Raw genomic sequence first — 14820 nt, 5'->3', positions numbered from 1 at the left:
GCGCACCCCCGGCCGGACCCGTCACTCGCCGGTGTCGACGGCCGCGACGACGGCGTCGACCGAGGTGTAGTCCTCGGCCGGTGCCGAACGCAGGGCCTCGACCGTCGCGGCGTCGGCGCCGTTGCGCTCGGCGGTCCACGCCAGGTCGTCCTTGGAGGCGGGGAACTCGAGACCGTGCAGGGCGCTGCGGACGGCGTCGGCGGTCGTCGTACGGGATGTCATGGGGTCACCTCTCGTCGTGGACGTTCGGTGACCGGATAGCCGGTGTGCGGCCGTCCATGCACGGGACGGCCGCACGACGGTCAGCCCTCCCCGGCGGGGTCCGCCTCCCCGGCGTCGCTGAGGTGCACGATCGGCAGCGCCGCCAGCTGGCCCGCGGTCATCGCGTGCGCCACGCCCAGCACGTCGTTCTGGGCCTTGGTCATCCGCGCGTCCACCAGCCCGGACAGGCCGTAGGCGACCCGGCCGAGCAGCCGCACCGTGGTCTCGTCGACCTGGGGGCGCGGGGTGGAGACGACCGCGACACCGCGCGGGGCGCCGTCGTTGGACTGGGCGACGCCGATCTCGTAGGACTCACGCGGGTTGACGTGCCGCGACGCGTAGTGGTCGCGCAGCGTCGACATCATGTCGTGGAACCCGGTGACGTCACCCTCGAGCTCCAGGGTGGACAGGTCGTCCTTCGTGAGGGTCTTGGTGCGGCCGGAGAAGCAGCGCACGTAGCCGATCACCGCGCCGGTCCACAGTGCCTCGACCAGGGCCGGGTCGGCGGCCACCCGGACCGGGCCGGACTCCGGACCGCCGAGCGCGGTCACCAGGTGCTCGCAGCACTGCAGCACGTACTGCAGGTCGTCGAACACCGCCGCCAGCTGGGCAAGCTCGCCGGACTCCGGGACGTCGATCCGCCGTACCGTGCCCGGGGCGGGTTGCGTGTCGGTCATCGTTCAGACGCTATCCGGGGTGGCGACGGTCACGGTGTCTCCTTCTGAGACGGTGTGCTAGCTTCGGCGGCGAAGGTCACGAGTGCCAGCGCGAAGCCCCGGCTCGCTGGACGGCAACCCTCCTCCGCGGTGGGGTGCCCCGGGTGATGACCGGGCCGACGCGACACCCGCAGTCGGCAAGCGCGGATCCGTGCGCCACGCCGGGTCCCCGAGATCGGCCGGAGGCCCGATCATGACCCTCGCCCTGTCGCGTTCCGTCCAGCACGCGCTGCCCCGTGTCGTCGGCGCGGACCTCACCGTCCCGCTCGTCGACGGCGGGTGGGCCCGCTACTGCGACCTCGACTCCGCCGCGTCGGCGCCGGCGCTGGAGAGCGTCGCCGCGCACGTCGCGCAGGTGCTGCCCTACCACGGCAGCGTGCACCGCGGCGCCGGCTGGACCTCGAAGGTCTGCACCGCCCTGGTGGAGAACGCCCGCGCCGACGTCGCCCGGTTCGTCCGGGCCCGCGCCGACGACGTCGTGGTGTTCACCCGCAACACCACCGACGCGCTCGGCCTGCTCGCCCGCGCCGTGCCCGGCCCGGTGGTGACCCTCGACCTGGAGCACCACGCGACGCTGCTGGCCTGGCGGGGCGGTACCGGCGGCGCCGAGCACCGGGTCGTGCGGGCCGGTCGCAGCATCGCCGCGACCCTCGACGCGCTGCGGGCCGAGCTCGCCGCCCGTCCCGACGCCGCGCTGGTCGCGGTCACCGGTGCGTCCAACGTGACCGGCGAGCTCCTCCCGGTCGCCGAGATCGCCCGGATCGCGCACGCCGCGGGCGCCCGGCTGTGCGTCGACGCCGCGCAGCTCGCCCCGCACCGGCGCGTCGACCTGGCCGGGTGGGGCGCGGACTACGTCGCGCTGTCCGGGCACAAGCTCTACGCGCCCTACGGCGCCGGGGTCCTCGTCGGTCGCCGGGACTGGCTCGACGCCGCCGAGCCGCACGTCGCGGGCGGGGGAGCGGTCCGCTCGGTCGCCGTGGCCGGTGGGGAGACCGTCACCGAGTGGCTGCCCGCACCGCAGCGCCACGAGGGCGGCACCCCGAACGTGCTCGGCGCCGCTGCGCTGGGCGCGGCCTGCCGCACCCTCGAGGACCTGATCGACGACGCCGTGCCCGCCCACGAGCGCGAGCTCGCCGCCCGGCTGCGCGCGGGCCTGGCGACCGCCCCCGGCCTGCGGGTCCTGTCCTGCTTCGACGACGGGCCCGACGCCGACCGCACCGCGACCGTCTCGTTCACCCTCGGCGAGTTGCCCGCGGGCCTCGTCGCGGCGGCGCTGTCCGCCGAGTACGGCATCGGTGTCCGCGACGGGCGGTTCTGCGCGCACCCGCTGCTGGAGCGGCTCACCGGCGGCGGCGACGCGGTGCGCGCCTCGCTGGGCCTGCGCACCGGCCCCTCCGACGTCGACCGGCTGGTCGACGCGCTGACCGACCTGGCGCGGCGCGGTCCGGCCTGGACCTACGCTCTCGTCGACGGCCGGTGGGCGCCCACCCCGGACCCGCGCCCGGCCGACCCGTTCGCCCGGGACCGGGAGCTGCCCGCCGTCCCCGGCTGCGGGGACTGAGCCCGGGGCGTCAGCCCGCCGAGCAGCGGCCGCAGAGGCCGAAGATCTCCAGGGTGTGCGACACCTCGGTGAAGCCGTGCTTCTGCGCGACCGACTCGGTCCAGGACTCCACCGCGGGGCCCTCGATCTCGACGGCGGCGCCGCACCGGCGGCACACCAGGTGATGGTGGTGGTGCTCTGTCTCGCAGCGCCGGTAGACCGCCTCGCCGGACGCGACCCGCAGCACGTCGACCTCGCCGCCGTCGGCGAGGGTCTGCAGGGTCCGGTAGACCGTGGTCAGGCCGATGCCCTCACCGGCGCGCCGCAGCTCCTCGTGGATCTCCTGGGCGGACCGGAAGTCCTCCAGGCGGTCGAGCAGCGCGGTGACGGCGGCCCGCTGCCGGGTGGCGCGGATGCCGCGCGGCCCGGCGGTGGACCGCTGTGTGATCGTCGCCGCGGTCGTCCGGTCGGTCGTCTCCGTCACGTGTCCTCCTCGACGTGGGCGACGGCGTCCACCACGATGTGCGCCAGGTGGTCGTCCACCAGCGAGTACAGCACCTCACGGCCCTTCCGCTCGCCCTCGACCACCCCGGCGGCCTTGAGGACCCGCAGGTGCTGGCTGATCAGGGGCTGGGTGACCCCGAGCGCGTCCACCAGGTCGTGGACGCACCGGGAGTGTTCCAGCAGCTGCAGGACGATGGCGATCCGGACCGGTGCGGCGAGTGCCCGCAGCAGGTCGCCCGCGGCGGCGAGGGTGCGCGGGTCGCGGGTCGGGCCGGGCTCGGGCGCGGGGTGGTGGTCGTCGTCCGCACCCGGGCCGGCTCCCGGTGCGTGCGTGGTCTGGGCTGCGGCAGACATGTGGTGGACCCGTCCGTTCCCCGGAGGCGGCGGCCACACCCCCCGGCGCTGCTGTGCCGTGCCGGCCGCACCCGACATGGTAGGCGTGTTCGTTATCGTCGCGCCGTGCTGCTGGTCTGCCGCTTCCGCGTGTCCCCCTCCGAGGAGTCCGCGTTCACCACGCGCGCGGCCCGTGCCCTGGAGCTCCTGGCCGCCCGGCCGGGCTGCCGCGGGGGTGAGGCGGGCCGGGCGATCGAGGACGCCGGGCAGTGGGTCCTGACCGTCCGCTTCGACTCCGTCGACGCCTACCGACGCGCCCTGGGGCCGTTCGAGGTCCGTGAGCACGTGCACCCGCTGCTGGCCGAGGCCGACACGACCACCGAGGCGACCTACGAGTCCCTGATCACGGTCACCCCCCGCGCCACCCCCGTCCACCACCCCAGCCTGCTGAGCTGACCTCCGACCTCGCACACGTTCCTGCGACCTCGCAGCCGCTGCAGAGCGTGCGAGGTCGCAGGAACGTGTGCGAGGTGCGGCGGAGGGGCCTGGTTGTCCACAGCGCGCGCTCGACGCCCGGCGCGAGCCGGGACCGTCCACAGCCGGACGGGTGACGGGCTTCCCCCGCTCCCGGTGCGCGGCGACGGTGGGGACATGGACTCCGACCCGCGACCGGCGCCCTGTTCGCCCGCCCCGGTGCTGCGCCGGGACCTGGTCGCGGCGGGGGTGGGCGACGACGAGCTCCGCAGGCTCCGGGCCTCGGGCCGGCTCGTCCGGCTGCGTCGCGGCGCCTACGTCGGAGCCGGTGACCTCGGACCGGTGGAACGACACCGGCAGACGGTGCGTGCGGCGGTCCGCACCCTGTCCCCGGACGCGGTGTTCAGCCACGTCTCGGCGGCGGCGACGCACGGGATCGGGCTGTGGCGGGTCCCGCTCGACCGGGTGGAGGTGACCAGGAACCGGCGCAGCGGTGCGCGGACGGCGCCGTCGGCGCGGTGCCACGCGGCGACGCTCGCCGCGGACGAGATCACCGTCGTCGACGGCGTCCCGGTGACGACGGTCCCGCGCACGGTCGTCGACCTGGCCCGCGCTCTGCCCTTCGTCGTGGCGGTCGCGGTCACCGACGCGGCGCTGCACGCCGGAGCCGTCACCGCCGACGAGCTCGCCGCCGCCGTGGCCCGGTCCGCGCGGCGTCCCGGCACCCCGGCCGCCCGCCGGGTGCTCGCCGCGGCCGACGGCGGTGCGGACGGCCCGGGGGAGACCCGCAGCAGGCTCCTCCTCCACTCCTGCGGCCTGCCCGCACCGGCCACCCAGCAGGAGCTTCGGGATCCGGCGGGACGGTTCCTCGGCCGGGTCGACTTCTGGTGGGAGCAGGCCCGGGTGGCGGGGGAGTTCGACGGGCGCATCAAGTACGGCCGGCGGCTCGACCCCGGCGGCGACCTCGAAGAGGTCCTGTGGCGGGAGAAGCTGCGGGAGGACGCGATCCGGGCCGAGGGCGTCGCGGTGGTGCGCTGGGTGTGGGCCGACCTGCACAGCGCGGCGTCGTTCGCCCCGACCGTCGCCCGCCTGCACCGCGCCCTGGACCGTGCCGCGTGAGCGCTCGACCTCGCAGACCGTTCTGCGACCTCGCAGCCTCTGCAGGGTGTGCGAGGTCGCAGGAACCTGTGCGAGGTCGGCCGGTCGGAGCCACCGCGGCGGGGCTGGGGGCGGGGCAGGGGGTGGGGATGCACGGCGGGTCGGTAACCTGGGACGCCCCGTATCCGGGGGACCTCCGAACCACCTTCTCTGGAGTACCGCCAGTGGCCAGCAAGCCCACCTCCGCCAAGATCGAGACCATCGTCGCGCTGACCAAGCGGCGCGGATTCGTCTTCGCCTCCGGTGAGATCTACGGCGGTACCCGGTCGGCGTGGGACTACGGGCCCCTCGGCGTCGAGCTGAAGGACAACATCAAGCGCCAGTGGTGGAAGACCATGGTGACCGGCCGCGACGACGTCGTCGGCCTGGACTCCTCGGTCATCCTCCCGCGCCAGACGTGGGTCGCCTCCGGTCACGTGAACGCGTTCACCGACCCGCTGGTCGAGTGCACCTCGTGCCACAAGCGCTACCGCGCCGACCAGCTGGCCGAGGAGTTCGCCGAGCGCAAGGGCCGCGATCCGGAGCAGGCCGACCCGAACGACCTGTCCGAGGTGCCCTGCCCGAACTGCGGCACCCGCGGCCAGTTCACCGCGCCGCGCGAGTTCAACATGATGCTGAAGACGTTCCTCGGCCCGGTGGAGTCCGAGGAGGGCATGGCCTACCTGCGTCCGGAGACCGCGCAGGGCATCTTCGTGAACTTCCTGAACGTGCAGACCACGTCGCGGAAGAAGCCGCCGTTCGGCATCGGCCAGATCGGCAAGAGCTTCCGCAACGAGATCACCCCGGGCAACTTCATCTTCCGGACCCGCGAGTTCGAGCAGATGGAGATGGAGTACTTCGTCGAGCCTGGCAGCGACGAGGAGATCCACCAGTACTGGATCGACGAGCGCACCCGCTGGTACACCGACCTGGGCATCGACCCGGAGAACCTGCGGCAGTACGAGCACCCGAAGGAGAAGCTCTCCCACTACTCGAAGCGCACCGTCGACATCGAGTACCGGTTCAACTTCACCGGCCAGGAGTGGGGCGAGCTCGAGGGCATCGCGAACCGCACCGACTTCGACCTGACGACGCACTCGAACCACTCGGGCGTCGACCTGTCGTTCTACGACCAGGCCTCCGACACCCGGTACAAGCCGTACGTGATCGAGCCCGCCGCCGGTGTCGGCCGGTCGATGATGGCCTTCCTCATCGAGGCCTACACCGAGGACGAGGCGCCGAACGCGAAGGGCGGCGTCGACAAGCGCGTCGTGCTGAAGCTCGACCGCAGGCTCGCCCCGGTCAAGGCCGCAGTGCTGCCGCTGTCGCGCAACGCCGACCTGTCGCCGAAGGCGAAGGACCTGGCCGCGCAGCTCCGCAAGAACTGGAACGTCGACTTCGACGACGCCGGCGCCATCGGCCGCCGGTACCGCCGCCAGGACGAGATCGGCACCCCGTTCTGCATCACGGTCGACTTCGACACCCTCACCGACCAGGCGGTGACGATCCGCGAGCGCGACTCGATGGCGCAGGAGCGGGTCGCCCTGGACCAGGTCGAGACCTACCTGGCGACGCGCCTGCTCGGCTGCTGAGCAGGCTCCGGACCGACGAACGCCCCCGCCCGGGATCCGGGCGGGGGCGTTCGTCGTGAGTGGGTCAGCGCCGGTAGGCCAGCAGCTGCACGCCCAGCTCGGACTCGGCGCGGCGCACCTCCTCCAGCTGCTCGGCGGTCAGCGCGGCGTAGGGCGACTCGGGCCGGTAAGCCACGAGCGGGCCGCCGATGCGGTCCTCGAGCTGCTTGAGCCTGGCCAGCGCCGTGTCGTCGAGATCGGCGGGACGCAGCGTCGGAGCGGTCATCACAACCTCCGTGGGTGATCGGGAGGCGACCCAGAGTAGGACCGCCCCGGACCGGGCGCAGCTTGGGTACCCGGTCCGGGGTCGCTCCTACACCGGCTCGGGGAGGAGCCGTTCCACCAGGTCGGAGAGGGTGACGATGCCGACCGGGCGGTCGTCGGACTCCACCAGCGCCAGGTGCGCACGCTGCTCACGCATCGTGTTCACCGCAGTGTGGTACTGCGTGTCCGCCGACAGGGTGAGCACCGGGCGCATCAGGTCCCGGGCCCGGGTCCCCGGGGCCCGCGTCAGGGTGTCGCGGACGTGCACGTACCCGATCGGGGTGTCGCCGTCGCGGACGACCAGCCGGAGGTGACCGGTCCGGCGACAGGTCGCCTGGATGGCGGCGACGTCGTCGTCCGCGGCGACCCCGGAGGGCTCCCGCGCGAGCTCGCCGAGCGGGGTCCGCTCCAGCTCCAGCGCCGTGACCAGCTGGTCACGGCGCCCCTGGTCCAGGGTGCCGGTCTTCGCCGAGTGGTCGACCAGCTGGCGCAGGTCGTCGGCGTTGCGGCCCGAGGCCATCTCGTCGACCGGCTCGACCCCGCACAGCCGCAGGCAGCGGTTGGCGGCGCCGTTCAGCAGGAGCAGCACCGGCCGGGCCGTCACCATGAAGGCGCGCATCGGGATCGCCAGCATGATCGCCGAGCGCTCCGGGTGCGAGATGGCCCAGGACTTCGGCGCCATCTCCCCGACGACCAGGTGCAGGAACGTCACGACGATCAGGGAGACGACGAACGACGCCACCCCGGCGACCCCGCCGGGGACGCCCCAGCCCTCGATGACCGGGCGCAGCGCGTAGTCCACGGCCGGCTTGGTGATCGCACCGAGCCCCAGCACGCACAGCGTGATGCCCAGCTGGGACCCCGCCAGCAGCAGCGAGATGTCCTTGGCGCTGCGCAGCGCCGCCCGCGCCGACGCCGAGGTCAGCGCGGCCTCCTCCAGGCGGTAGTTCCGGGCGGCGACGAGCGCGAACTCGACGGCCACGAAGAACGCGCTCGCCGCGACGAGCAGGATCGACACCACGATCTCGAAGGCACTCATGCCCGCAGCTCCCGCTCGTCGCTGTCCTGCTCGGAACCGGCGGACACCGGTTCGGTCCACTCCAGGCGGACCGCCGACGGGACCCGCCGGTCGACCTCCTGCACCACCAGGCGCAGGGCGCGGTCCTCGTCGTCCGGGCTCTCGGCCGCGATCGTCACGACGACCGCGTCCCCGGCGTCCGGCAGCCGCTGCAGCTCGGCCATCACCAGACCGCCGACGGTCTGGTAGTCGCCCTCGGGCAGCTCGGCGTCGATCAGCCTGCCGACCTCGTCGACGTGCCGGTCACCCGGCACGACCCAGCCGTCGTCGGACCGCAGTGCCTGGTCCGTCCCGGCCTGGTCGTGCTCGTCGGTGATCTCACCGACGAGCTCCTCGGCGACGTCCTCGACGGTGATGACGCCGGCCAGGCCGCCGTACTCGTCGAGCACGCACGCCAGCTCCTCGTCGTCGGCGCGCAGCTGGGCCAGCACCTGCGGCAGCGGCAGCGACGAGGGCACCAGCACCGGGGCCCGCATCAGGTCCGACACCAGCACCTCGTCGAACGGCCGGTCGTCGCGGTCGGCGAGGGCCAGCACGTCCTTCAGGCAGACCACGCCCACCAGCTCCAGCGCGTTCTCCGGGTCCGCCGCCTCGGCGGGCGGCCCGAGCACCGGGTACCGCGAGTGCTGGACGGCCATCTGCCCGACCAGGCTCTCGACGGTCGCGTCGGCGCGGACCCACGACACCCGCGGCCGCGGGATCATCGCGGCCCGCGCGGTGCGGTCGCCGAAGTCGACGGCGCGGTCCAGCAGCACCGCGAGCTCCGGGTTGAGGTCACCCGAGTCCTTCGAGTCGTCGATGATCGCCTCGAGGTCGCGCGGGGTGGCCGAGTGCTCGACGTCGTGCACCGGCTCGATCCGCAGCGCACGCAGCAGCAGGTTGGAGGCCGCGTCGAAGATCCGGATGAGCCACCCGAACAGCGCCAGGTAGGTCTTGGTGGACAGCGCCAGCCACCGCGCGACCGGCTCCGGCCGGGCGATGGCGAGGTTCTTCGGGAACAGCTCGCCGAACACCATCTGGACGACGGTGGCGAACAGCAGCGCGATCACGGTGCCGATCGCGACACCGACGCCGAGCGGGACGTCGACCAGGCCCAGCAGCTCACCGATGCCGTTGCCGATCAGCGGTTCGGCGACGTAACCGACCAGCAGGCCGGTGACGGTGATGCCGAGCTGGGCGCCCGACAGCATGAACGAGGTGCGACGGGTGATGTCGAGGGCACGGGACGCTCCGGTGTCGCCCTCGGCCGCACGGGCCTTGAGGCGGGAGCGGTCGACGGCCATGTAGCCGAACTCCTGGGCCACGAAGTAGCCGGTCAGGGCGGTGATCACGAGGACCACCAGGATGCCCAGGAGGATGCCGAGGATCGTGCCGATCACCGGGAGGTCACCGCCCGGGTCTCGGGCCCGGCCGGGATGTGCACGGCGTGGGCGGGGACGAGGACGATGCGGGGTCGCCGGCCGTCACGGGGACGGTCGGCGCGCGGACTGCAGGTGGGGTCCATGACTCCTGACTCGCGGTCTGATGGGTGTTCGACGCGTACAACGCGTGCCGGAATCGTACGGTTCCGGAACGCAGCCGTCGCGGTGGTCACCCTGTGATGGCCCGAACGGCGGTACCGGTGTTCGGTGCAACGCAGGGGCGGGTGATCCCCGTCCGTGCTCACGTCTCGCCCGGGACAGGCCGGTCCGACCTGGTCCGGGGCGGTGATCCGGGGTTCCGCGCTCGGCTGGACGGTGCTGCCGGCGGTGCCGACCGTCCACGCCTGCGCCGGCGTTGTCCGACGTCGCCGATGAGATCGGGCCGCCGCGACGGTCGGTACGGGCATGACCCTGGAGACGATCCTCGTGAGCGGCGACGGCGAGCGGCTCGCCCGCTTCTACCGCGACCTGCTCGGTGCCACCGAGACCGCGCGCTTCCCCGCCGACGGTGCCCCGTTCTACCTCGGGATGGAGCTGTCGGGGGCCCGGCTCGGCGTCGTGTGCGAGGCGTCGGCCCCGGACGGGCCGCAGCGGTTCCTGCTCTCGGCGGAGGTCGGCGCGGCCGCCGACGTCGACGCCCTCCTCCCACGAGTCGTCGAGCTCGGCGGCACCGTCTCCGGTGACCCGACCGACATGCCGTGGGGGCAGCGGGTCGCCCACGTGCGGGACCCGGACGGCAACACGCTGAACCTGTGCGGCGCGCTGTAGCCCGTTCTCAGCTCACCGTCAGGCCCCGTCGCTACCCTGGCGACCGTGAGCACCTCGGCGACCTCCTCCGCGGCACGGCCACCGGCCGACCCCCGTCGTGACCTGGGCGCGGCCCTGCGCCGCTGGGCGGTGACCGGCGGCCCGGGGATCGGCGTCGTCCGGGTGCTCGACCGGCACGGGTTCGGCTCCGTCGAGTCCGGCCAGCTGGTCGCGGGCACCACCGACGGCGAGGTCGGCGGCCTGCTCTACCTCGGTGCCCTCGACGACTCCGCGCACCCGCTCGCCGCCGAGGCGGCGTCCGGGACGGCGACGGTGCGCGAGGCGCACGTCGGGGAGTCCTCCGCGGTCGCGGCCGGGCTCGCCTGCGCCGGCGGGGCGACGCTGCTCGCCCACCCGCTGCCCGCCGGTCCCGCCGCCGCGCTGGGGGAGGCACTGGAGGCCGGTCGGCCCGCCGCGCTGCTGTCGGTCGTGGACACCGGCGCGGCCCTCGTCCTCACCGGGCCCGGCCTGGAGGAGTCCACCGGCGACCTCGGCGGGGTCACCGCCGCGGCGGCCGAGCAGACCCGCGCGCTGCTGCGCCGGGGGGCCACGGCCACCGAGCGGCTCGACGTCGACGGCACCGCGGTCCTGGTCGACCTGCTCGTGCCGGTCCCGTCGGTGCTGGTCGTCGGCGAGGGTGCGCTCGGGGCCGCCCTGCACGCCCAGGCGGGCCTGCTCGGCTGGAGCGCCCGCACCGTCACCACCGTCGACGACGCGCGCGCCGCCGTCGCCGCCTTCACCGAGGCCGACGTGCTGGTGCTGCTCGACCACGACCCGGCCTTCGACGCGGCCCTGCTCGACGGCCTCGCCCACGGCCGCGGGTTCCTCGGGGCGCTCGGGTCGCGGCGCACCCAGGCCGCGCGCCGCGAGCGGCTGCTCGCCGCCGGGGTCACCGAGGACGCCCTGGCCACTGTCCACGGGCCGGTCGGTCTCGACCTCGGCGCCCGCACCCCGGCCGAGACCGCGGTGTCGATCGTCGCCCAGGTCGTCGCGCTGCGCGCCGGGCGCTCGGCGTCGGCGCTCGCCTCCTCCGCCGGTCGGATCGGCGGATGACCGGCACGTCGTCGCGGCGCGGGCTCGGCGGCGCACCGCCGGAGCCCGGTCCGGACCGGCGCACCGTGCGCCGCCCGGTGCGGACCGGCATGACCTGGGGCGCGCGGCTGCTCGTCGGCGGGCTGGTCATGCTCGTCGCGGTGGTCGGGGTGACCGCGCTGCGGGTGTGGCAGGTCGCCCGGGTGGACGACCAGCGCCCCAGTGACGCGGTCGTCGTGCTCGGCGCCGCCCAGTACAACGGCGAGCCCAGCGCGGTGCTGGCCAACCGTCTCAAGCACGCCGAGCAGCTGTGGCGCGACGGCGTGGCCCCGCGGATCGTCACCGTCGGCGGCGGGCGGACGGGGGACCGCTACACCGAGGCCGAGGCCAGCCGGGACTGGCTGATCGAGCAGGGCGTGCCGTCCTCGGCGGTCGAGGCCGTGCCCGAGGGCGCGGACACGCTCGGCAGCCTGCAGGCGGTCGCGGCGACCGCGCGGCAGCAGGGCTGGTCCTCGGCGCTGCTGGTGTCCGACCCGTGGCACAGCCTGCGGGCCCGCACCATGGCCCGCGACGCCGGGCTGAAGGCCTACACCTCTCCGACCCGCAGCGGCCCGATCGTGCAGACCCGCGAGACGCAGCTGCGCTACATCTACCGCGAGACCGGCGCGTTGTTGTTCTACGAGCTGACCCACGCCTCGGTCGACACCGCGAGCAGCGGGCTGGGATGACCGTCCAGCACGCCCCGGCCGATCCGGGATACACCGCAGCCGACGCCGAGCGCCGCCACCCCGAGGCCCCGAAGGGGTCCGGGCTGGGGGAGCGCGGCCGCGTCGAGCGGCGCAGCCCCTACTCCCGGGACCGGGCCCGGGTGCTGCACTGCGCGGCGCTGCGCCGGCTCGCGGGCAAGACCCAGGTGGTCGGGCCGGGGGAGGGCGCCGAGGTCAGCGGCATCCCGCGGACCCGGCTGACGCACTCGTTGGAGGTCGCCCAGATCGGCCGCGGTGTCGCCGAGGAGCTGGGGCTCGACCCGGACGTCGTCGACGCCGCCGGGCTCGCCCACGACATCGGCCACCCGCCGTTCGGGCACAACGGCGAGCGGGCGCTCGACGTCGCGGGTGCGGAGTGCGGCGGGTTCGAGGGCAACGCCCAGACCCTGCGCATCCTGACCCGCCTGGAGCCGAAGGCCCGCTCCGGCGACGGCCTCGTCCCCGGTGGGCTCAACCTGACCCGGGCGACGCTGGACGCCGCCACCAAGTACCCGTGGGCGCGGCGCGGAGCGGAGCGCAAGTTCGGTGCCTACACCGACGACCTGCCCGCCCTGGAGTGGCTGCGCGCCGGGGACCGGCCGGGGGTGCGGAGCATGGAGGCCCAGGTCATGGACTGGGCCGACGACGTCGCCTACTCGGTGCACGACGTCGAGGACGCGGTGCACGCCGGCCGCATGGACCTGGCGGTGCTGTCCTCACCCGCCGAGCGCGCGGCGCTCGCGGTGGAGGCGTCGCTGCGCTTCGGCGAGGACGAGGGGGCCTGCGCCGAGGCCGCCGCCCGGCTCGACGCGCTGCCGGTGGTCCGCGCGGTCCGCGGCTTCGACGCCGCCACCGCCGCGGGCGACGACCTGGTCGCGATGAAGCGGATGACCTCCGAGCTGGTGGGCCGGTTCGCGCTGGCCGCCACCGACGCGACCCTGGACACCTACGGCGACGCCCCCCTGGCCCGGCACCGCGCCGACCTGGTGGTCCCGGTCGTCGCGGCGGCGGAGGTCGTGGTGCTCAAGGCGCTGGCCACCCGCTACGTGATGAGCGACCCGCGGCGGCTGGAGATGCAGTCCCGCCAGCGCGACCTGCTGCACGACCTCGTCGCCGCGCTGTGCGCCCGGGGGCCGGACGTCCTGGACCCCGCCCGCGCGGAGGACTGGACGGCCGCCCCCGACGACCGCGCGCGGCTGCGCGTGGTGATCGACCAGGTCGCGACGCTGACCGACCCGCAGGCGCACGCCTGGCACCGCACGCTCTGCCGGCCCTGAGACCGGACCCTGCCGGCCCCGGGACGCCGACGGCCCCGCCGTCCGGTGGGACGGCGGGGCCGGGTCGGAGTCGGGGCCGGAGTCGTCAGCGCAGGGTGATCGCGGGCTTCGCCGCGTCGGCCTCGCTGGTCACGGCGCGGGTCGGGCAGGTCCCGAGGACCCGGTCGATCGCGTCGCGCTCGGCGCTGGTCACCCACAGCTTGTACTTCTTCTTCACCGCGACCTGCCGCGCGACGTAGGCGCAGCGGTAGCGGTTGTCCGGCGGGAGCCAGGTCGCGGCGTCGCCGTCGCCCTTGCGGGCGTTGGTCGGGCCGTCGACGGCGATCAGGTTCAGCGGGTCGTTCCCGATCTTCTCCCTAGTGGCCTCGTCCAGCTGCTGGGCGCCCTTCTGCCAGGCGTCGGACAGCGCGACGACGTGGTCGATCTGCACCTTCTCGCTGGTGCCCTGACCGCGGGTGAAGGAGATGGTGGTGCCGGTGTAGGAGTCGCGCAGCGACCCGGTGAGCACCACGCAGTCGTGGGTGCCCGCCTTGAACGTCTCGCGGTCCATGTCCCGGGCGAGGACCTGGTTGCGCTGGTCGCAGCCGTCGCGGTCGATGTCGGCCCAGCGGCGTCCGAACTGCTCGCGGGTGTAGCCGGTCTTCGGTGCCCGGCCCTTCACCGCCAGCGTCTTCAGCGTCGTCGACGCGCTGCCCGCGGCCGCGCCCTCCACGGTGCCGGGCGTCGCCGGCGCCGCGACACCGACGTCGACGACGCCGGTGTCGAGCGCCGCGTCCAGCACGTCCACGAACGACCCGGGGGATCCGCACCCGGCCATCACCAGCATCGTCGCGAGCAACCCGGCGACCCGCACACCTCGAACACGCACACCGGAGATGTTCGCGAATGCGAACGCCGGAACCACGTCAACACGCCGCGTGTTCGTCACTCAGGGTGAAGAGACTTGCCAGGAAGGGGCCGGTCCGTGCACAGGGTCGGGCCGTCGGTGGATCCGTGATCACGCTCACCGACCTGCGGTCCACCACTGCCGGGGTGGAAGGGGGCACGCCCGGGCTACCCGTGCTCGTCGCGACGGCGTCGCCGGCCGACCGGCCCGCCGCCGGGCCCGGCACGCGGCCGGGCCCGGCGGCGGAGGTCAGGCGTTGATCGCCGGCCGGTCGGAGTCGTGCCCGGACTGCACGGCGATCGTCCGCGGCTTGGCCGCCTCGGCGACGGGGATGCGGATGCGCAGCACCCCGGCGTCGTACGACGCGTGGATGGCGGACGTGTCGAGGTTGTCGCCGAGGAGCAGCTGACGGGCGAACACGCCGTAGGCCCGCTCGGAGGCGACCCACTCGACCTGGTCGGTGGTCCCGGTGTGGGTGGGCCGGCGTTCCGCCTTGACCGTCAGGGTGCTGCGCTCGACGGAGAGTTCGACGGCGTCCGGGTCGATGCCGGGCAGGTCGAACTCCACGACGAACTCGTCACCGTGACGCCAGGCGTCCATCGGCATCGCCGCGGGGCGCGACCAGGTGCCGCCGGACTCGAACGCCTGCGTGGCGAGCCGGTCCAGGGCCCGGAACGGGTCGGTACGCAGCAGCATCGTGAACCACTCCCTTC

18 protein-coding genes and 1 riboswitch are annotated in these 14820 nt (G+C 74.4%); of the genes, 8 read left to right on the top strand and 10 right to left on the bottom strand.

The features are described from left to right. Positions 1-21 precede the first annotated feature (21 nt). Positions 22-222 (bottom strand): DUF2795 domain-containing protein, encoded by a 201-nt coding sequence (locus tag DMP17_RS17340; RefSeq protein ID WP_226356012.1) that lies wholly within the window; start codon positions 220-222, stop codon positions 22-24. Positions 223-302: 80 nt separating this feature from the next. Then, positions 303-938 carry a hypothetical protein gene (locus DMP17_RS17335; protein WP_226356013.1) on the bottom strand — a complete coding sequence of 212 codons (636 nt, stop codon included), beginning with the start codon at positions 936-938 and terminating at the stop codon, positions 303-305. 74 nt (positions 939-1012) lie between these two features. Next, a riboswitch (SAM riboswitch) is annotated at positions 1013-1127 on the top strand. Positions 1128-1170: 43 nt separating this feature from the next. Here DMP17_RS17335 and DMP17_RS17330 point away from each other — a divergent pair. Then, complete coding sequence (locus tag DMP17_RS17330; protein ID WP_337830084.1) at positions 1171-2538, top strand: aminotransferase class V-fold PLP-dependent enzyme; 1368 nt, start codon at positions 1171-1173, stop codon at positions 2536-2538. 10 nt (positions 2539-2548) lie between these two features. On the opposite strand, the gene DMP17_RS17325 is transcribed toward DMP17_RS17330, so the two are convergent. Both DMP17_RS17325 and DMP17_RS17320 read right to left on the bottom strand, forming a co-directional pair. Beyond that, on the bottom strand, positions 2549-3001 hold the full coding sequence (locus tag DMP17_RS17325) for a Fur family transcriptional regulator (protein ID WP_373324130.1): 453 nt from the start codon (positions 2999-3001) through the stop codon (positions 2549-2551). After that, positions 2998-3375 (bottom strand): ArsR/SmtB family transcription factor, encoded by a 378-nt coding sequence (locus DMP17_RS17320; protein ID WP_020624590.1) that lies wholly within the window; start codon positions 3373-3375, stop codon positions 2998-3000. Before DMP17_RS17320 ends, DMP17_RS17325 begins: the two co-directional genes overlap by 4 nt. Positions 3376-3480: 105 nt before the next feature. Between DMP17_RS17320 and DMP17_RS17315 the strand changes: the two genes are divergently transcribed. From DMP17_RS17315 to DMP17_RS17305, 3 genes are all read left to right on the top strand, one after another. Beyond that, positions 3481-3810, top strand: a complete 330-nt coding sequence (locus tag DMP17_RS17315; RefSeq protein ID WP_226356015.1) for an antibiotic biosynthesis monooxygenase — start codon at positions 3481-3483, stop codon at positions 3808-3810. A gap of 195 nt (positions 3811-4005) precedes the next feature. Next, positions 4006-4947 (top strand): type IV toxin-antitoxin system AbiEi family antitoxin domain-containing protein, encoded by a 942-nt coding sequence (locus DMP17_RS17310; protein ID WP_337830083.1) that lies wholly within the window; start codon positions 4006-4008, stop codon positions 4945-4947. A gap of 203 nt (positions 4948-5150) precedes the next feature. Continuing rightward, the gene (locus DMP17_RS17305; protein ID WP_226356018.1) at positions 5151-6557 is read left to right on the top strand and encodes a glycine--tRNA ligase; all 1407 of its coding nucleotides are present in this window, start codon (positions 5151-5153) and stop codon (positions 6555-6557) included. A gap of 64 nt (positions 6558-6621) precedes the next feature. On the opposite strand, the gene DMP17_RS17300 is transcribed toward DMP17_RS17305, so the two are convergent. The 4 genes from DMP17_RS17300 to DMP17_RS17285 form a co-directional block, all read right to left on the bottom strand. Further along, positions 6622-6822 carry a hypothetical protein gene (locus tag DMP17_RS17300; protein ID WP_073577983.1) on the bottom strand — a complete coding sequence of 67 codons (201 nt, stop codon included), beginning with the start codon at positions 6820-6822 and terminating at the stop codon, positions 6622-6624. Positions 6823-6909: 87 nt separating this feature from the next. Then, a complete protein-coding gene (locus DMP17_RS17295) occupies positions 6910-7899 on the bottom strand; it encodes a hemolysin family protein (protein ID WP_337830082.1) in 990 nt (329 codons plus the stop codon). Next, complete coding sequence (locus DMP17_RS17290) at positions 7896-9317, bottom strand: hemolysin family protein (RefSeq protein WP_337830081.1); 1422 nt, start codon at positions 9315-9317, stop codon at positions 7896-7898. Before DMP17_RS17290 ends, DMP17_RS17295 begins: the two co-directional genes overlap by 4 nt. Further along, a complete protein-coding gene (locus DMP17_RS17285) occupies positions 9314-9442 on the bottom strand; it encodes a hypothetical protein (protein ID WP_255625041.1) in 129 nt (42 codons plus the stop codon). The genes DMP17_RS17290 and DMP17_RS17285 overlap by 4 nt, the downstream gene beginning before the upstream one ends. A 322-nt stretch (positions 9443-9764) precedes the next feature. Here DMP17_RS17285 and DMP17_RS17280 point away from each other — a divergent pair, with 322 nt between their 5' ends. From DMP17_RS17280 to DMP17_RS17265, 4 genes are all read left to right on the top strand, one after another. Beyond that, complete coding sequence (locus DMP17_RS17280) at positions 9765-10127, top strand: VOC family protein (protein ID WP_337830080.1); 363 nt, start codon at positions 9765-9767, stop codon at positions 10125-10127. 45 nt (positions 10128-10172) lie between these two features. Beyond that, positions 10173-11219: an XdhC family protein gene (locus DMP17_RS17275; RefSeq protein ID WP_337830079.1), complete on the top strand. Its 1047-nt coding sequence runs from the start codon at positions 10173-10175 to the stop codon at positions 11217-11219. An 89-nt stretch (positions 11220-11308) separates the two neighbouring features. After that, complete coding sequence (locus tag DMP17_RS17270; protein ID WP_062404469.1) at positions 11309-11926, top strand: YdcF family protein; 618 nt, start codon at positions 11309-11311, stop codon at positions 11924-11926. Continuing rightward, positions 11923-13221 carry a deoxyguanosinetriphosphate triphosphohydrolase gene (locus DMP17_RS17265; protein ID WP_226365788.1) on the top strand — a complete coding sequence of 433 codons (1299 nt, stop codon included), beginning with the start codon at positions 11923-11925 and terminating at the stop codon, positions 13219-13221. The genes DMP17_RS17270 and DMP17_RS17265 overlap by 4 nt, the downstream gene beginning before the upstream one ends. A gap of 85 nt (positions 13222-13306) precedes the next feature. Here the strand turns inward: DMP17_RS17265 and DMP17_RS17260 are convergent, their stop codons facing one another. Together DMP17_RS17260 and DMP17_RS17255 are read right to left on the bottom strand one after the other, a co-directional pair. Further along, positions 13307-14089 (bottom strand): HNH endonuclease family protein, encoded by a 783-nt coding sequence (locus DMP17_RS17260; protein ID WP_226365787.1) that lies wholly within the window; start codon positions 14087-14089, stop codon positions 13307-13309. A gap of 267 nt (positions 14090-14356) precedes the next feature. Further along, positions 14357-14803: an Hsp20/alpha crystallin family protein gene (locus DMP17_RS17255; protein ID WP_337830078.1), complete on the bottom strand. Its 447-nt coding sequence runs from the start codon at positions 14801-14803 to the stop codon at positions 14357-14359. Between the last annotated feature and the right edge of the window lie 17 nt (positions 14804-14820).

Source organism: Pseudonocardia sp. TMWB2A, assembly GCF_017312135.1.
The sequence above is the reverse complement of the archived record's forward strand: the minus strand, read 5'-3'. Positions and strand labels throughout refer to the sequence as shown.

What these genes read in the sequence shown, in the direction of transcription:
- DMP17_RS17340 (WP_226356012.1), bottom strand. Translation starts at nt 222, where the DNA reads ATGACATCCCGTACGACGACCGCCGACGCCGTCCGCAGCGCCCTGCAC.
- DMP17_RS17335 (WP_226356013.1), bottom strand. Translation starts at nt 938, where the DNA reads ATGACCGACACGCAACCCGCCCCGGGCACGGTACGGCGGATCGACGTC.
- DMP17_RS17330 (WP_337830084.1), top strand. Translation starts at nt 1,171, where the DNA reads ATGACCCTCGCCCTGTCGCGTTCCGTCCAGCACGCGCTGCCCCGTGTC.
- DMP17_RS17320 (WP_020624590.1), bottom strand. Translation starts at nt 3,375, where the DNA reads ATGTCTGCCGCAGCCCAGACCACGCACGCACCGGGAGCCGGCCCGGGT.
- DMP17_RS17310 (WP_337830083.1), top strand. Translation starts at nt 4,006, where the DNA reads ATGGACTCCGACCCGCGACCGGCGCCCTGTTCGCCCGCCCCGGTGCTG.
- DMP17_RS17300 (WP_073577983.1), bottom strand. Translation starts at nt 6,822, where the DNA reads ATGACCGCTCCGACGCTGCGTCCCGCCGATCTCGACGACACGGCGCTG.
- DMP17_RS17295 (WP_337830082.1), bottom strand. Translation starts at nt 7,899, where the DNA reads ATGAGTGCCTTCGAGATCGTGGTGTCGATCCTGCTCGTCGCGGCGAGC.
- DMP17_RS17285 (WP_255625041.1), bottom strand. Translation starts at nt 9,442, where the DNA reads ATGGACCCCACCTGCAGTCCGCGCGCCGACCGTCCCCGTGACGGCCGG.
- DMP17_RS17280 (WP_337830080.1), top strand. Translation starts at nt 9,765, where the DNA reads ATGACCCTGGAGACGATCCTCGTGAGCGGCGACGGCGAGCGGCTCGCC.
- DMP17_RS17270 (WP_062404469.1), top strand. Translation starts at nt 11,309, where the DNA reads ATGACCTGGGGCGCGCGGCTGCTCGTCGGCGGGCTGGTCATGCTCGTC.
- DMP17_RS17265 (WP_226365788.1), top strand. Translation starts at nt 11,923, where the DNA reads ATGACCGTCCAGCACGCCCCGGCCGATCCGGGATACACCGCAGCCGAC.
- DMP17_RS17255 (WP_337830078.1), bottom strand. Translation starts at nt 14,803, where the DNA reads ATGCTGCTGCGTACCGACCCGTTCCGGGCCCTGGACCGGCTCGCCACG.